General features: G+C 48.6%; 12 protein-coding genes. 1 reads left to right on the top strand and 11 read right to left on the bottom strand.

Annotation, left to right across the window (positions count from 1 at the left end):
• Nucleotides 1–66 precede the first annotated feature (66 nt).
• The gene (locus V6C21_RS09130) at nucleotides 67–639 is read right to left on the bottom strand and encodes an anthranilate synthase component II (RefSeq protein ID WP_034839601.1); all 573 of its coding nucleotides are present in this window, start codon (nucleotides 637–639) and stop codon (nucleotides 67–69) included.
• A 53-nt stretch (nucleotides 640–692) separates the two neighbouring features.
• Complete coding sequence (gene trpE, locus V6C21_RS09125; RefSeq protein ID WP_479268849.1) at nucleotides 693–2,162, bottom strand: anthranilate synthase component I; 1,470 nt, start codon at nucleotides 2,160–2,162, stop codon at nucleotides 693–695.
• A 900-nt stretch (nucleotides 2,163–3,062) separates the two neighbouring features.
• Here trpE and V6C21_RS09120 point away from each other — a divergent pair.
• Nucleotides 3,063–5,522 (top strand): methyl-accepting chemotaxis protein, encoded by a 2,460-nt coding sequence (locus V6C21_RS09120; protein WP_479268848.1) that lies wholly within the window; start codon nucleotides 3,063–3,065, stop codon nucleotides 5,520–5,522.
• Nucleotides 5,523–5,547: 25 nt separating this feature from the next.
• On the opposite strand, the gene V6C21_RS09115 is transcribed toward V6C21_RS09120, so the two are convergent.
• The 9 genes from V6C21_RS09115 to V6C21_RS09075 all read right to left on the bottom strand — a co-directional run bounded on the left by V6C21_RS09115 (nucleotide 5,548) and on the right by V6C21_RS09075 (nucleotide 14,406).
• On the bottom strand, nucleotides 5,548–6,372 hold the full coding sequence (locus V6C21_RS09115) for a putative RNA methyltransferase (RefSeq protein WP_045085678.1): 825 nt from the start codon (nucleotides 6,370–6,372) through the stop codon (nucleotides 5,548–5,550).
• A gap of 147 nt (nucleotides 6,373–6,519) precedes the next feature.
• Nucleotides 6,520–8,121: a phage tail protein gene (locus V6C21_RS09110; RefSeq protein WP_034839610.1), complete on the bottom strand. Its 1,602-nt coding sequence runs from the start codon at nucleotides 8,119–8,121 to the stop codon at nucleotides 6,520–6,522.
• A gap of 51 nt (nucleotides 8,122–8,172) precedes the next feature.
• Nucleotides 8,173–10,188: a hypothetical protein gene (locus V6C21_RS09105; RefSeq protein WP_479268847.1), complete on the bottom strand. Its 2,016-nt coding sequence runs from the start codon at nucleotides 10,186–10,188 to the stop codon at nucleotides 8,173–8,175.
• A gap of 5 nt (nucleotides 10,189–10,193) precedes the next feature.
• Nucleotides 10,194–10,589, bottom strand: a complete 396-nt coding sequence (locus V6C21_RS09100; RefSeq protein WP_034839616.1) for a hypothetical protein — start codon at nucleotides 10,587–10,589, stop codon at nucleotides 10,194–10,196.
• A gap of 75 nt (nucleotides 10,590–10,664) precedes the next feature.
• Complete coding sequence (locus V6C21_RS09095; protein ID WP_034839618.1) at nucleotides 10,665–11,036, bottom strand: hypothetical protein; 372 nt, start codon at nucleotides 11,034–11,036, stop codon at nucleotides 10,665–10,667.
• Nucleotides 11,037–11,054: 18 nt separating this feature from the next.
• Nucleotides 11,055–11,933, bottom strand: a complete 879-nt coding sequence (locus tag V6C21_RS09090; protein WP_034839621.1) for a hypothetical protein — start codon at nucleotides 11,931–11,933, stop codon at nucleotides 11,055–11,057.
• A complete protein-coding gene (locus V6C21_RS09085; protein ID WP_479268846.1) occupies nucleotides 11,933–12,595 on the bottom strand; it encodes a hypothetical protein in 663 nt (220 codons plus the stop codon). The genes V6C21_RS09090 and V6C21_RS09085 overlap by 1 nt, the downstream gene beginning before the upstream one ends.
• Complete coding sequence (locus V6C21_RS09080) at nucleotides 12,585–14,171, bottom strand: portal protein (protein WP_479268845.1); 1,587 nt, start codon at nucleotides 14,169–14,171, stop codon at nucleotides 12,585–12,587. The genes V6C21_RS09085 and V6C21_RS09080 overlap by 11 nt, the downstream gene beginning before the upstream one ends.
• Nucleotides 14,172–14,196: 25 nt before the next feature.
• Nucleotides 14,197–14,406, bottom strand: a complete 210-nt coding sequence (locus V6C21_RS09075; protein WP_034839628.1) for a hypothetical protein — start codon at nucleotides 14,404–14,406, stop codon at nucleotides 14,197–14,199.
• Nucleotides 14,407–14,451: the final 45 nt, after the last annotated feature.

Below are 14,451 nucleotides of genomic sequence, written 5' to 3'. Positions count from 1 at the left end.
ATAACTGCCTCCTTTGTAAATAAAATTTGCTCAAAGTTTAAACCGTAAATCCACAGCCCTCGCGAGCTACTGCGTTATATCAATAAAGTTTTTAAGGATATCAAGCCCATGTTCGGTCATAAACGACTCAGGGTGGAATTGAATGCCATAAACCGGGTATTCCCTATGGCGCAGCCCCATGATGGTGCCCTCATCGTCAGTCGCTGTTACCTCAAGGCACTTCGGCAGCCCATCATTTCCGACAACAAGTGAATGGTACCTTGCAGCTTCGAATGTTTTCGGCAGCCCTTTAAAAATCGGGCACCCGGTGTCTACCGTAATCTTGCTCGTCCTGCCGTGCATAAGCCTCGGCGCGTGAACTACCTCTGCGCCGAACGCCTGGCCTATTGTCTGATGGCCGAGGCATACCCCGAGAATTGGTATAACCCCCGCGAACCTTTTCACCGCTTCAAGGCAGATACCGGCGTCATTAGGAAAACCCGGGCCGGGTGAAAGGACCAGATGTGTCGGTTTTAATGCCGCTATTTCACCGACGCTTATGCGGTCGTTGCGCACTGCCCGCACATCTGTGCCCAACATGCCGAAATACTGGTAAAGGTTATAGGAAAAGCTGTCATAATTATCAATTAGCAGAATCATTTCTTCCTCCCCCCTCTTTTTGCGGCTTCACTGCAGTTTTTATTAAACGTAAATCAGCAGATTTCCACTGCTTTTTGCGCGGCGAGCAGGACGGCCTTTGCCTTGTTGCAGCTCTCATAATATTCGTTTTCCGGGACCGAATCGGCTACAATGCCCGCGCCCGCTTGGATATAAGCCTTATTGCCCTTTTTCACGATCGTGCGTATTGTTATACATACATCCATGCCGCCGTCAAAGCCGATATATCCAACTGCCCCGCCGTACGGCCCGCGGCGGCGGTTCTCGTATTTGTCGATAAGTTTCATCGCCATCACCTTCGGCGCACCGGACAGGGTGCCCGCCGGAAGAATGTTTCCCAAAGCGTCAATAGCGTCGAACTCTTCCGATATTTCCGACGTAACAAGCGATGTCAGGTGCATAATCTGGGAATAACGGACAACATTCTTGTATTTTTTTAAGCGAACGGTCCCAAATTTACTCACCTTTCCGAGGTCGTTGCGGGCAAGGTCAACGAGCATATTGTGTTCTGAAAGCTCTTTTTCATCATTCAGCAATTCTTTCTCAAGTTCCGCATCTTTTTCCGGCGTTTCGCCCCGCGGCCGGGAACCCGCTATAGGGCAGGTTTCAAGTATCCCGTTTTCGAGCCTAAGCAGTGTTTCCGGCGACGCCCCGGCTATCTCGATATCGCCAAACCTCAGATAATACATATACGGCGACGGGTTGGAGGTTCTAAGCACCCGGTAGGTGTCTATAAGGCTTCCTTCAATTTCAGCTTCAAATCGCTGGGAAAGCACAACCTGAAAGATATCCCCGTTTACGATATTGCTTTTTGCCAATTTAACCATCCGCTCAAATTCCTGCTTTGTCATATTGCTCTTCCACTCAGATATCTTGAATGGCTTACTGTTTCCGCGCAGCGGGGCCCCATCCTCCTGCCTCACAATCCGGCTCATCTCGGTCAGTGTTTCACAGGCTTTTCTGTAGTTTTCATCTATGTTGCCTTCTGTTTTTACGTTGGCTATAAGGATAAGGCTTTGCCTTATGTTGTCGTAAACAAAAATCCTGTCGGCGAGCATTACACAAAAGTCCGGGAACCCGGCGTCGTCTGGATTCTCGTCCGGAATATCTTCAAAGTATCTCACGCAGTCGTAACCGAAATATCCAACTGCCCCGCCTGTAAAACGCGGAAGATAATCAAGCTTCGGCGCTTTGCCTGAAACCATTTTGCGCAAGACTTCAATCGGGTTGTCTGAAATTTTAACTGTCCCGTCAACGCTCTTTATGACAACTTTGCCGTTTTTCGCCGTCAGCGTATCAAACGGGCCTATGCCAAGGAAAGAATAGCGAGCCCACTTTTCGCCGCCCTCAACACTTTCAAGCAGAAAGCAACAGTCGGCGCGTTTCTCAAGCCTTGAAAGCAATCCTATCGTCGTATCGGTATCTGCAAAGATTTCAAGCGAAACAGGAACGCGCTCAAATTCTTCGGCATAACCCTTCACCTCTTCAAGTGTCGGTCTGAACATCGCTTTCATCCCTTTCTCACTAAACTGGCAGATTAAATTTTTAATAATTTTTCTGTAATTTATATAAAATAAAATTATTTTATAGTTGAGAATAAATGGATTCCGCAAATACATTCATTCAGCGCAAATAAGGTTATGTAATGCAAAAAGCCCGCCCTTGTGCAAATGCACAAGGGCGGGCTGTTATTTCCCGTGGTACCACCTTGATTCGCGAAGCATTAAAAGCTGCGCGCACTCTTGCAGGGTGCCAACACACCCCTCACCCAAGTAACGCCGGAGTCGCGTCGGAAGCTACTCGGCAACAACGCCTTTCGCCCCGCCCTCAGGGGCCCATTGTTCCGCCTCGTATCATACCGGGCTCACACCATACCCCGGCTCGCTTAATGCCGTTTTGCGGTTTTACTTCCCCTTCAGTGGTTTAGATATTAATTTTAATATAACATCGGTTTTAGCGTATGTCAATATCTTTTGCTAATTTTAATTAGTTCTGTCTGTCACCATCAACTGCAACAGCATATCATTAAGAATTTTTCTGAACACTTTTCTCTTTTCAGTTAAAGCAATTATTTCCCGTATGTTTACACCTTTATTTTCTGATGCGCCGCTTTGATTACGCAGCAGCGTATTTCTTATTTAAATTATATGTTGTAATATGCGATTTTGTGTATGTTTGCATTGTATTAGTATCATTTTTTTGTGAATATCATATAATTTTTATTTATTAAATTCGTATGTTAACAGCTATCATTTATATATTTAATCCACTGGAAAAATGTCGGTTTTCATACTATAATAGGTATACATTCATTTTTCTGGCGCATTTCATCGCTTGAAACTGTGTATTTTACCCTGCATCACAGTATTGCGCCAACAATACATTTACGATTGGAGTTGATGAGGATGGGTAAGAACAAAAACATGAACAGGGTGCGTTTCGGCACGGTTGGCCGCAGATTAACTCTGGCATTTTTTGTAATTGCGGTCGTTAACCTTATACTTGGTGTCATTGCTTCCAGTTTAGGGGACATGACCATAAAATATTCTATCATTGCCGCTACTGTCATTTTCCCAATCATACTGAGTTTTATGCTCTCAAGACATATAACAAAACCTCTTAAAAAAATGTACCTCACCCTCAATGAACTGACAATGTGGCATCTTGACGCCCGCAGCAACATCAGAACATCCGACGATTTCGGCCTTATGTCCACAATGCTTGATTCTCTTGCCGCAGATATTAAGAATAATGTTCTCGGTGTTATCAGCAACATCTCCGAAGGCAATATTTCAATGAATGTCCATTCAAAGGACAGCGGCGATATGATGACTCCGGTACTTCAAAAAATCATTTCCACCATGCGTTCACTTTCGCATGACACCGAACGCCTTATAAATGCCGCAGCAAGTGGAAAACTTGACGAACGCTGTTCTACCAGCTCTTATCAGGGAAGCTGGAAATTCCTTATTGAAGGCATGAACACACTGCTTGATAAGATTTCCTCACCGTTAAACGATGTCATGGATGTAACCCGCAGCCTCGCAGTAAACGACTACACAAAATCTGTTGACAGCGAATATGAAGGCGCCTTCGGCGAGCTTGCGTCTGATATAAATTCCGTCCGCGACAGCCTTGTCGCCTTGCAGGACGCCATTGTCAGCGTCTCAAAAGGCGATACCAGCATGCTGGAAGAGTTTAGAAGCATAGGCAAAAAGTCTGAAAACGATTACATGATACCCTCTATTATAAAGATGATGGAGACTATTCAGAACCTGATAGAAGAAACCAATCTCATCACTTCTGAAAGCTCAAAAGGCAACATCAAAGGCACACGCGGAGATGAATCAAAGTTTGAGGGCGGTTACAGAGAGATCGTCTCCGGCATTAACAATACCCTCGACACAATCGAAAAACCGATTGATGAGACCACAAACGTCCTCAATGCGCTTGCAGTAAACGACCTTACCGTAATTCCTGATTCCAGCGTTATGGTTGGCGACTTCCAGAAGCTCGGCGAATCCATAGCCCAGGTTCAGGAGAACCTCGCAACAATTCAGACATTTTCTGTTCAGGTTTCAAACGGCGACATAAGCGGCCTCGAAACGCTTGAAAATACTGGCAAACGCAGTGAAAATGATAAGCTGACCCCGGCATTTACAAAGATGATGCAGGCCATCAGCGACCTGATTTCTGAAACAACCTCGCTTGCAAACGCCGCGTTGGACGGCAGGCTTGAATACCGCAGTGATACAAGCAAATTCGAGGGCGAGTTTGCAAATATCCTTAAGTCCTTCAACAGCGCGTATGATAACATGGCAAAGCCGGTAAATGAAATTTCAAATGTCATGGAACAGATATCCTCCGGCAACCTGCAGGCCAGGGTAAGCGGCAGTTACAACGGCGCATTCGGCAGGCTGTCTGAGTCAGTCAACAATACAGCCAGCACAATAAGCACAATCGCCAGCGAAATTTCATTCGTGCTTTCAAACATTGCCAACGGCAATTTGGACCTTGAAAGGGTCAAAAATTATAGAGGCGATTTTGAAGACATCTCTAACAGCCTTAACAATATTATCGATTCACTCAACGAGCTTATGAGCAGTATCCGGATCGCGGCCGATCAGGTTGCCGCCGGCGCTAAACAGGTTTCAAGCGGTAGCCAGAACCTCTCCCGCGGCGCAGCCGAACAGGCAAGCTCGGTCGAGCAGCTTACCTCCTCTATTGCAGAGATCTCCACTCAGACTAAAAACAACGCTAAGAACGCCAATGAAGCCAATGAGCTTGCCAAGACCACAAAAGAAAACGCTATGCTTGGCAATAACCATATGAATGAAATGCTTAATGCGATGAACGATATCAATGAATCGTCCGCCAACATCTCAAAGATAATTAAAGTAATTGATGATATCGCGTTCCAGACAAACCTGCTCTCACTCAATGCAGCCGTTGAAGCGGCGCGCGCAGGACAGTACGGTAAAGGATTCGCCGTTGTCGCTGAAGAGGTACGGAACCTGGCTGCAAGAAGTGCTAATGCCGCGAAAGACACCACTGCTCTTATCGAAGGCTCTGTTAAGAAAATCGAGGCCGGTACGCAGATTGCCAATGAAACCGCGGCCGCGCTCTCTAAGATTGTCAGCAATATCGACAGGGTCTCCAACCTTGTTTCTGATATTGCCGCCGCCTCTAACGAGCAGGCAACCAGCATTTCTCAGATTGACAGGGGCGTAGAAGTCGTCTCCAATGTTGTTCAGACGAACTCTGCTACGGCTGAGGAGAGTGCCGCGGCAAGCGAAGAGTTGTCAAGTCAGGCAGAGCATCTCAATGAACTGCTTTCTAAGTTTACATTAAGGCAGAATGCCTGATTTGTGATTTAGCCAGATAGGCATTTCACAGTCTTTCCAGCTCGGTTATAATAAAATCAATCGGGGTTATAAGTTCATTTATATCTTTTAGACGTTCCGCCGCCCCGGCCGGCGTATTGTAAAAATAGGGCGTCATTGTGAACAAGTCGTATATATGCTCACCTTTTACCGTTATTTCCTTTTTGATGCGCTGGGAATTTATAAACCTAAAGCCCTGCGGGCAGTATTTATCCTCGTCGTTTAAGTATGGGTTGTCATACAGGACACGTTTAAGGCCCAACAGGTGATCTCTTCCCGGCGCAACAACAATAAGCGTTCCCGACGGCTTCAGAATACGCCTGAATTCGCTGTCGCACAAAGGGGCAAAGATGCTGACAATGACGTCGGCGGAATTGTCGGCATAGGGCATATTAAAAATGCCCGCTACTGCAAACTGCACGTTTTTATACCGTTTGGACGCTCTGGCGATGCCGCGCTTTGACAAATCTATGCCCGAAACCGACGCAGCAATACCGTGCGCTGCTAAGCAGTCCGCAATACCGGCGGTATAGTACCCTTCGCCGCAGCCTGCGTCGACAACCAGCGGCTGTTTACCGGATTTCCCCACTGCCTTAAGGACGCACATTGCAACGGCGTCTTTAAGGCAGGCGTAATATCCGCTATTTAAAAACCTGCTGCGAGCCGCAATCATTTGGGCATTATCTCCGGCGTTCGCCCTGCTTTTATCCGACGGAAGCAGATTGACATATCCTTGTGCAGCAATATCAAAACTATGCCCGTTTCTGCATCTATAAACCGCTGAAAGCCTTTCAAGGCCGCTTTTGCAGACAGGGCAACTGAAAACAGGCATTCAACATTCTCCCCGAAAATTAATTTATAAAAATAAGGCACACAGTTAATCTCTTGAAGCGCAGTACAGGATTTCGGCTGCAATGCGCGAGATTAAATCTGTGTGCCCTTAATTTTACCATAATTCAGGCAGCCAATCAAAACCTGATTAAAGCTTTATTATAGGCAGCAAACGCGGATCGATTTTATCGACAAGGTTAGGCAGCCTAAAGTAATCCGATGAAGCGGACAAAGAAACATTTATTGAAAGCATTCTGACCGGATATATCTTGAAATACTGTATGGCTTCGTTCCCGTCTGAATCCTTTGTGTACCATGTATAGGTACCGCTCGGCATATCACTTCCGTCTTGAAAAAAGATGAGTTTGCTTACATTGTTGCCTATGTCTGCTCCGCCGGTTGCAAAATATGAGACATTCTGTACTCCCTGTGCCAATTTTACTGTGGTGATTGTCACGTCCTCGTCAATACGGCCGAATACGCCGATTTTCGTAGTATCGGCATAGGGCACGCTTAAAAGGTTCAATATATACGCTGTATTTAACGAAGGCACATGGACATACTGGATAGCTTCGACCCCGTCGCTGTCCTTGCAGTACAGGGTATAGTCGCCTTCTTCCGTAACGGTGAATTCTTCGCCTGTGTAAACAGTGCCACCGGTTTCAAAGTATGAGGTTTCGACAATTCCCTTGCAGTATTTTTGAAGTACTATATTTTCTGCGCGGTCGAACTGCGCCGTATAATATATCGGAGAAATATGGAAGCAATTCGGGGTTCCCATACCATGTATGAATCCGATGGCATTAAAAAGCTCGGGATAATCCGAAACCTTCAGCAGCCTTCCGTCAGCAAACTGCCAGCCCTCAGGCAAATCTTCCGACGCAATAAACATAACCGACCCGGTCTTTGCAACCGCGCCGTCAAGCCCTAATGTCACGCTGTGTTCATCAGAGGTAATAGTAATACCATTACCCTTAAGGCTTTTTACAGTGGTTCCCGAAAGCAAATCCTCTCCGCCGTTTCCGCCGGGGGTCAACAGCGGCTGTTTTGAATTCAGCGCCGACTCAAGATTCGAGCCCGGCGCAGCGTCAGCGGCAGTCGCGGCTGTATCGGCGCTTTGCGCGTGAAGAGCAGTTTCTACTGTGCCGGCCGTATCCGCAAACAGCGCGTGGTCCGTTGTATTGGTATTTGACTTTCCGATGCCCGCTGCATAGTTTGAAGCGAGCATATCGCCGCCGGTTCCTGAGACGTTGATATCATAGGTAGTCTCGCCTGTTTTTGTTACCTTTGCGCCGCCCGAACCCGTTATCTTGTGCACGACGTTGTGCTCAACTATATTGCACAGATTTTCAAACGCGGTTGGATATACTTCGGCAGCCGGATCTACAGGGCAGTGCATCTCAGTTATATAAAGGGTATTGCATTCGGCCGTCCTACGGATACCCTCCTCGGATATGCCGATGAGGGCTACGGCAAGTCTGCCCGGAACGGTGACATTTTTTCTCAAGGGCATATCTATTACACCGTCGACAGCCAGCCCGCTCAAATCACATTCGCCGGATGACGCCGTTACCTGTAATCTAACGCGCAGGCCGCTCCAGTCGTCAGGCACCTCCGCGTGAAGCCAGACGGCACCGTCCTCACCCTGAAAACCGGCGTCTGTCTCTATTTCACCCGTCTCGGGGTTAGTGGCAATAAGCTGAGCTTCGGAATCCACTTTAAGATTTATAACCTTTCTTCTTACCGACATTGTCTGACCTCCCTAAAGTTATTACTTGGCCGCGATACCGTCTGCAAGCTATTACCGGCACTGGGCACCCGATACTGCATCTATCAAAAATCCAAAAAGCTGAAAAGCGGTTTTCTCTTTGGCTCTGCGTATGCCGAATGATATGTTCTGCGACCATGCGGACGGAGGATTTATCGTTATCGTCTTGTAAAACTCGTTGTCTGTCACCGGCACATACCAATGTGTTTCACCTGCGCTGTCACGATAAAAGACCTCCAAATTCAAAGGCTTGTCACTGCCCACGCCGATAGTTATGCGGCATGGCTTTTTTAGCGTTCCGATTTTATTGAAATCAAAGCTCTTTGAGTACCACCATGCGTCATACCATTCGCCGCAGTCGTCGGTAGCGTTTTCATCGAAAATGTAAAGCGTGCCGTCTTGTGCCGCGGCGGCGAAATATTTTCCGTACATCATAACCGAGGTGAATTTTTGGGGCAGGTGCCAAATAAACCACGGGGCGTCCTGTGGTTTTTTATCTGTGCTGAAATGCAGCGTGTCGCAGTTCAGAATAAACGCTTCATCTCCCACAAGCAGGAAATAGGAGCTTCCGTCGCAGGCGGCCGTCGCGCTCATCAAGTCTTCAACGGGCAGTGAAAGCAGCCTTGAATTGATATTCTGCGACAAAAGGCGGACCGTCCTTTCGTCCTTAACCGTTGTGGACAAAAGCGCAAATACGCCGCCTGACGAGTTCGCCCAAACAAGCATATTCGACACAAGCAGCAGTGTACCGGGCATATCGCAGCCGGCTCCCGCGTTTACGATTTTTACTGTAAAGGCCGGCGTTCCGGCTTCATCAGCATACTTCAGGGAATATACCGAATGCTCTTTAAATATCACAAGGATGTCGAATTGTATGCCAAACGTCTTTACCGGGTCGGCGGAAGCGCCGATATCTATGTACGCGTTCTCGGCAAAATATGTAGGGTCGTTGGGGGAACTATAATAAATCCGGTTTGGAGCCTCGGAATCTCCTGAAAGGAACAGTCTGCCGCACCCGGAACCCGTCTGCGTCCCGCCGTCATACCATATCCCGAGAGTACAGTTTTTCACCGGCACCGCGTCATAGGTCTTGCTGTATGTGACGACAAGGTTGTTCACTAATCCAAACGAAGCAGCGTCGATAAGCGCGTGGGAAAATGTTATTGTGCCTTTCGTCCTGCTCAGCTCAGCCACTATGCCGTTTTGTTTGCTGATACTGTAGCCCTTTGGAAAATTGAAGGTATAAATTGAGCCTTGGTCAGCGTAATAAATCGCGGTCACTGTATCTTTGTCGAGATCTCTCTCGCACAATCTGTAAACCGTCGAAGTATTATTGGTCGTAAACTTTTGAATCCGTCTTTTTGAAAGCAGATTCCGCTCCTCTACCCTTTTTCCTGACCCTTCGGGAGTGCAGTTTTCAAACAGCACTGGCACATAGGGGGTTATTTCCTGAACAGTACATCCGAATGTTATGTGCGGCACTCCGGTAGGTTTTTCGTAACAGATAATTTTAGGCATTGCGACAAGGTAATACCCGCTCCCGATTATGTAGACGGCCTCACCCTCGGATGTCCAGATATCGCCGCCGGACGTTAATGTGCTCATGTTCTCACTGCCGGAGGAGATCATCACACACTTTTTAAATTCCCGCTGTGTGTACTTCTTCACCCAGTCATCTTCAAAGATGTATTCATCGGCTATTTTCTCTATGCTGCTTCCGTCGTAACTCAACACAGCCCTCTCGGTGATGATATAAATACCGTATTTTTCACTTAATACACTTCCGTTTTTCGTCACGCGGGAAAGCAGTATTTTGCGCCTGTCCTTAGGGTATACCTCGACAATAATGCCGTAGTCCTGCTCTACGAGTTTCCGCAGCCCCGGCCGCAGGCGAAGAACGCCGCCCTGCTTCCAGAAATTGAGCATATCCGGGCTTTCATTGTCGGCCACAAGCTGTGGTGATACCGACAGATTAATGCCCCCGTCGAACGCCGATGAAATCTGAAGTTTCTTTGAGGGCGTCATTTTAGGCATTTTGCTTAAAGCCATACGCTTCACCTCATCATCGGGTCATTCGGGGACAGATAACACTCGCGGATATTAACTTCACCCGTCTTGACTGTCGGCAAAAGCTTTTCATAATAAAGCGAGGAAAAATGGTTATACATCTCCGCGTCCCTGTCAATCAGCGCAAAATACATAGCAAGGCCCGCCGGCATTACCTTGAGCGCGGTTTTGTCACTTAAGTCTATCTCCTGCTCAAGATTCGCAATCGGCAGAGGCTGAGGCGCGTTCTCATACTCCGCAATCTCATACTGCAAAACCGTCAGGTATGAGGGGGCAAGGCCCAGATAGCGGCTTTCCCTGTTTTTATCCACTGTGCCGAAATTGCCGACGTGACAAAGAAGTTTCAAAGCCGCGTCGGCGATTTCTCTTGCCTTAACAGCCATAGTTTTCACTCCTTAAAGTTAAGGGCGGGCGGGTATATCCCGGCCCGCCTTACAATGTTACGGGAAATCGCTCTTTTACTCGACTGAAAGCACCGCAAAAGAAACATTGCCTACAGTGCCGCCAGTTTCGACTGCGGTGGATACTATAATCTTGCCTTTGTCCTCTCCACTCAAAACCTTGACCCTTGCGGATTCGAGTCGGGTCAGCGGAACAAAGCACTGGGCGCCGCCGGCTACGGTGACATCGATGTCGCCGAGGGATGAAAGCGCGCCGTCTCCGGCTTTAAACGTGATGGTCGCACTCTGCGTGTTATCGTTTTTTATCAGAATAGAAACCCTCGAGTCGGCGTTCTGCGGTTCAAAATAATCCGTCCCCGTAGCGGCGGTAAATGTAATCGCCGCTGACTTTGCGCCAAACGGGATTGATGTTTTTATTATCTCAGCCATTTCTCATTTCCTCCTCAATCATTCATCGGCAATGACAGCCTTGAGGCATACAAGCTCCTGGGGCTTTACTACCTTTGCGCCATAGAGCGTAAAGCCTTTTACGCCCTCGCCGAAGCCCTTTTCGACCTCATATGCCTTAAAGTCGATTGATTTTTGCTCGGCGAACGCGATGGCCTCACCTGTGCGGATAATATTGTGATAGATAGCGCCTTTTGTTCCGGCGGGAACCGGATTGCCTTCGGCGTCCGTTACCGGTATGCAGTTGCTCTCAAAGACGCTGCAGCCGAAAAGCGGGCCGCGGTAGCCGTTTTTGCCAACTGTGTTATTACCCTGACCTATCATGGTGAAGGCCAGTTGAAGCTTTGAGAATACATAGGGATGGACTTCAAAGAAGATATCGCTGTTGTCATAAACGCTCGATGAGCGGATAAAGGCGAGCGCATCGCTCAAATAGGAAAGTATGTTTTTCGAGCTAAGCTCGTTTCCGGAGGACGCGGCGTCAATAACCTTACCCGCCGAATCCTTTGCTATGCCGTAGATGTACTTATCCTGCATAACCGCAAGGTTGTTCGAGGTCTTGCCGATTATCGCCTTTATCATATCTGCGTTTGACTGGATACGGTCGATGTCGTCGACCTTGAAGTTTATGTACTTCTTCTGGTCAATAACCAGTTCGAGGCTTTCGTCCTCAATGCCCTCAGGGTCGTCGATAATGCCGTTCGACGGCAGATCCTTGATCGTCGCGCCGCAAAGTCCCTGAATGCGGACCCTGTCGCCTGTGCGGTTAATGCTGCCTTCAAACAGCCTCCAGCAGTTCTGAACGCCTACTACCCGCTGGTCGCGGTCCATAAGCAGCTGAGTTGACCATACTTCAGGTTTGAAATTTGCAAAACTCATTACTTACCACTCCATTTTTTCATAAATTCATAGATTTTGCCGTTTTTAATTAATTTTTCTTTTTCCCGACGAGGCAGCCTGTCCCACTCCTGTGGGGTAAAGAAGTCTTTCTCCGGAGCGGCACCGCCTGAAAGGCTGCCGATTGAAGCCGCTTTGTTCTCGCTATTGGCAAGTATGGCGTCAAGCCTTGCAGCGAGCTTCGCACAAAGCTCTTTCGTACGCTTTAAATCGGCTGCGCGGCAGGCTTCAATGGGGCTTACACCGCTTTTTACCAGTGCGGCCGCGTCTTCCGGCAACTCCAGCACCCCGTTTTTTATATATTCGGGATATTCTCTCGCTATCGCCTCCATTTCGCTTGGATTCGGTGCGCCGTCCCGCTCTGGCTGCGGGCCTTGTGCGGCATTGGCTGCGCCGCTGACCCTCTGCTTCATTTTGGCGATGAAGCGCGGGATGTCGCTTTCCCCCTCCATTGCAGCAAGTTCCTTTACAAAATCATGAGAGGGGCGGATACGGTCGTAATCCAGTCCCTTCTCGGCGTTTTCAATCAGTTCCTGAAGCGTAAGCTCGACGTTTTCTTTGTTGTGGCGGACAATGTACTTCTTCTCGCCCTCGCCGTCATCGATTTGAGGCTTAAGTTCCTCAGCCGTTCTCTCATTTTCCATTTGATATTCCTCCCGCTGTTTTATTTTCTGCGGCGATAAGTTCCTCAAGCAGCTTTTCACGCATTGGCAGATATCCGTCGGGCAGGCGCTCGATATACTGTTTCGCGTCGATCGCCCCTGCCTCAAACAACTTGTTCAGCGTATCAACCGAGTTGATTTCACTCCACGCGTTGGCCGCGCCGACGTCAATCTTCACCGACCAGAGCTTGTTCCGCAAGGTAGAGGCGTCAAAAATTACATTGCGTTCGCCGTCCTTACCTTTTATCTTCATCCAGCGCGGAACAGTGAAGTATGCCATGACCATATCGAGCCAGTTCCGGGCAAAATCCTCGATCATCGAGTAAAACCGCTTTTTGATTGACTGAACCGGCATTGATGAAGCTTCCTTCGCCATCACAATAGCGCTCGTATTAGTAGGATTGATATTGCCAAGCTCGATATCAGTAACTCCGAGAAGCCTAAGGGTAGTGTCCATCAGCTGTTCGGGAAGCTTATAGACGTCATTGGGAAGCTGTGGCGGGTCGAGGTATTTAAGAGCCTGTTCGATATCGCCGTTTACTGGTATCGCAGTGCCTACCGCGTTGCTCCATGCCTTTACCATGCTCTGATTGAACACCGCTTTTGGGCATGCGGACTGCATTGTGAACAGCATCGTCATGGCATACATCTGATTTATGTACCGCTGCACCGGGATAAGGCCCGTAACCTCCGCCCTGCCGAAAAAGCAGTTCTTTCTGACTTCCCAGTTCATTACGGCTAAGGGGTAACGCGTCAGGCGCGTGTCCCACAGCGGGCGTACAACAGCATTGCGCGTCGTCTTCTGCGCCATAACATGGCCATTGTCCGCCTTGAAAAGATACAGCAGCGTCAGGCACTTGGCGTCCTCATCGCTGCGAAGCTCCCGCTTGCCGATATCCCCTCCCATAAGTTCGGTGTCGTCGTCCGGCGTGATAAGCGAAATCTCCTCTTTTGAGCATCCTGCCGCCGCAGCCTGTCTTTTTACATCTTCCACCAGCTCGCGCCGGGCAATTATAAAATCCGGCTGGGCCTGAACATCTCTTTCATTCGGATTGCCTGGATAAACATTGACGTTGTCGAGCAATTGCACGCCGATACGGCCGCTGGCAACCTGCCCGGTCTCAGCCGCTGGGTCCCAGTAATTGTAGAGGATATAATCCCCAGTCACCGCCGCGTTAAGCAGCCCGTCGAGGTTCACAGCGTCCATCTTCAGGCGGTTCCAGTCCGCGTCAAACAGCGCGTTTAGGGTTTCCCTGTCGGTGCCTGACATGGGCTGTGACATGGGCTCCGGCAAAGCAACGTCGTTGGGAAACTCAATCTCGTCAAACTCGACTGCCACCGGGTTGGAGTTTACCTCAGCAACCCTTTGCTGGCACGCGCGCTTTATGAAATTGATTACGGGCTTCGGAAGGTCCGGCGCGTTGACGCCCGCCCACTGGTCTCCTGCGAAAAAACGCTCGTTTTTGTCCACAGTATCATAAAGCCCTATGCTATTCTTAAATTCAACGCCGGCTTTGTAATGCCGCCATATGTACTGCGGACTTATACTTTTTTGCATCTTAATCCCTGCCTTTTACGGAAATTCAGTCGGCGTTTGCAAACATCGCGCCTATCTGTTCGGAGATATCCGGCGTTCCTTTGCCCGCCTTTCTTTTGCTGGTTTTAAATTCAGGCACGCCGCCCATTCTGCAGATTACCGCGCTTGACTGGCCTTTTAAAAAAGCCCAGATGCCGAATACGCCTACAAAAGCTCCGCACAACACCCCGGTCCAAACGCATATTAAGGCATACATAACTTCACCTCCCTGCATATTTGCGCCTCAATCCGGCAATTACAG

The sequence above is a fragment of the [Clostridium] cellulosi genome, from assembly GCF_036762875.1.
In the GTDB taxonomy this organism is placed as follows: domain Bacteria; phylum Bacillota; class Clostridia; order Oscillospirales; family Ethanoligenentaceae; genus Ruminiclostridium_D; species Ruminiclostridium_D cellulosi.
The sequence above is the reverse complement of the archived record's forward strand: the minus strand, read 5'-3'. Positions and strand labels throughout refer to the sequence as shown.

Bases quoted from the DNA above. Each gene is read 5' to 3' on its own strand.
- V6C21_RS09090 (WP_034839621.1), bottom strand. From the start codon at position 11,933: ATGAGTTTTGCAAATTTCAAACCTGAAGTATGGTCAACTCAGCTGCTT.
- V6C21_RS09130 (WP_034839601.1), bottom strand. From the start codon at position 639: ATGATTCTGCTAATTGATAATTATGACAGCTTTTCCTATAACCTTTAC.
- V6C21_RS09080 (WP_479268845.1), bottom strand. From the start codon at position 14,171: ATGCAAAAAAGTATAAGTCCGCAGTACATATGGCGGCATTACAAAGCC.
- V6C21_RS09100 (WP_034839616.1), bottom strand. From the start codon at position 10,589: ATGGCTGTTAAGGCAAGAGAAATCGCCGACGCGGCTTTGAAACTTCTT.
- trpE (WP_479268849.1), bottom strand. From the start codon at position 2,162: ATGTTCAGACCGACACTTGAAGAGGTGAAGGGTTATGCCGAAGAATTT.
- V6C21_RS09075 (WP_034839628.1), bottom strand. From the start codon at position 14,406: ATGTATGCCTTAATATGCGTTTGGACCGGGGTGTTGTGCGGAGCTTTT.
- V6C21_RS09115 (WP_045085678.1), bottom strand. From the start codon at position 6,372: ATGCCTGTTTTCAGTTGCCCTGTCTGCAAAAGCGGCCTTGAAAGGCTT.
- V6C21_RS09110 (WP_034839610.1), bottom strand. From the start codon at position 8,121: ATGTCGGTAAGAAGAAAGGTTATAAATCTTAAAGTGGATTCCGAAGCT.
- V6C21_RS09085 (WP_479268846.1), bottom strand. From the start codon at position 12,595: ATGGAAAATGAGAGAACGGCTGAGGAACTTAAGCCTCAAATCGATGAC.
- V6C21_RS09105 (WP_479268847.1), bottom strand. From the start codon at position 10,188: ATGGCTTTAAGCAAAATGCCTAAAATGACGCCCTCAAAGAAACTTCAG.
- V6C21_RS09095 (WP_034839618.1), bottom strand. From the start codon at position 11,036: ATGGCTGAGATAATAAAAACATCAATCCCGTTTGGCGCAAAGTCAGCG.
- V6C21_RS09120 (WP_479268848.1), top strand. From the start codon at position 3,063: ATGGGTAAGAACAAAAACATGAACAGGGTGCGTTTCGGCACGGTTGGC.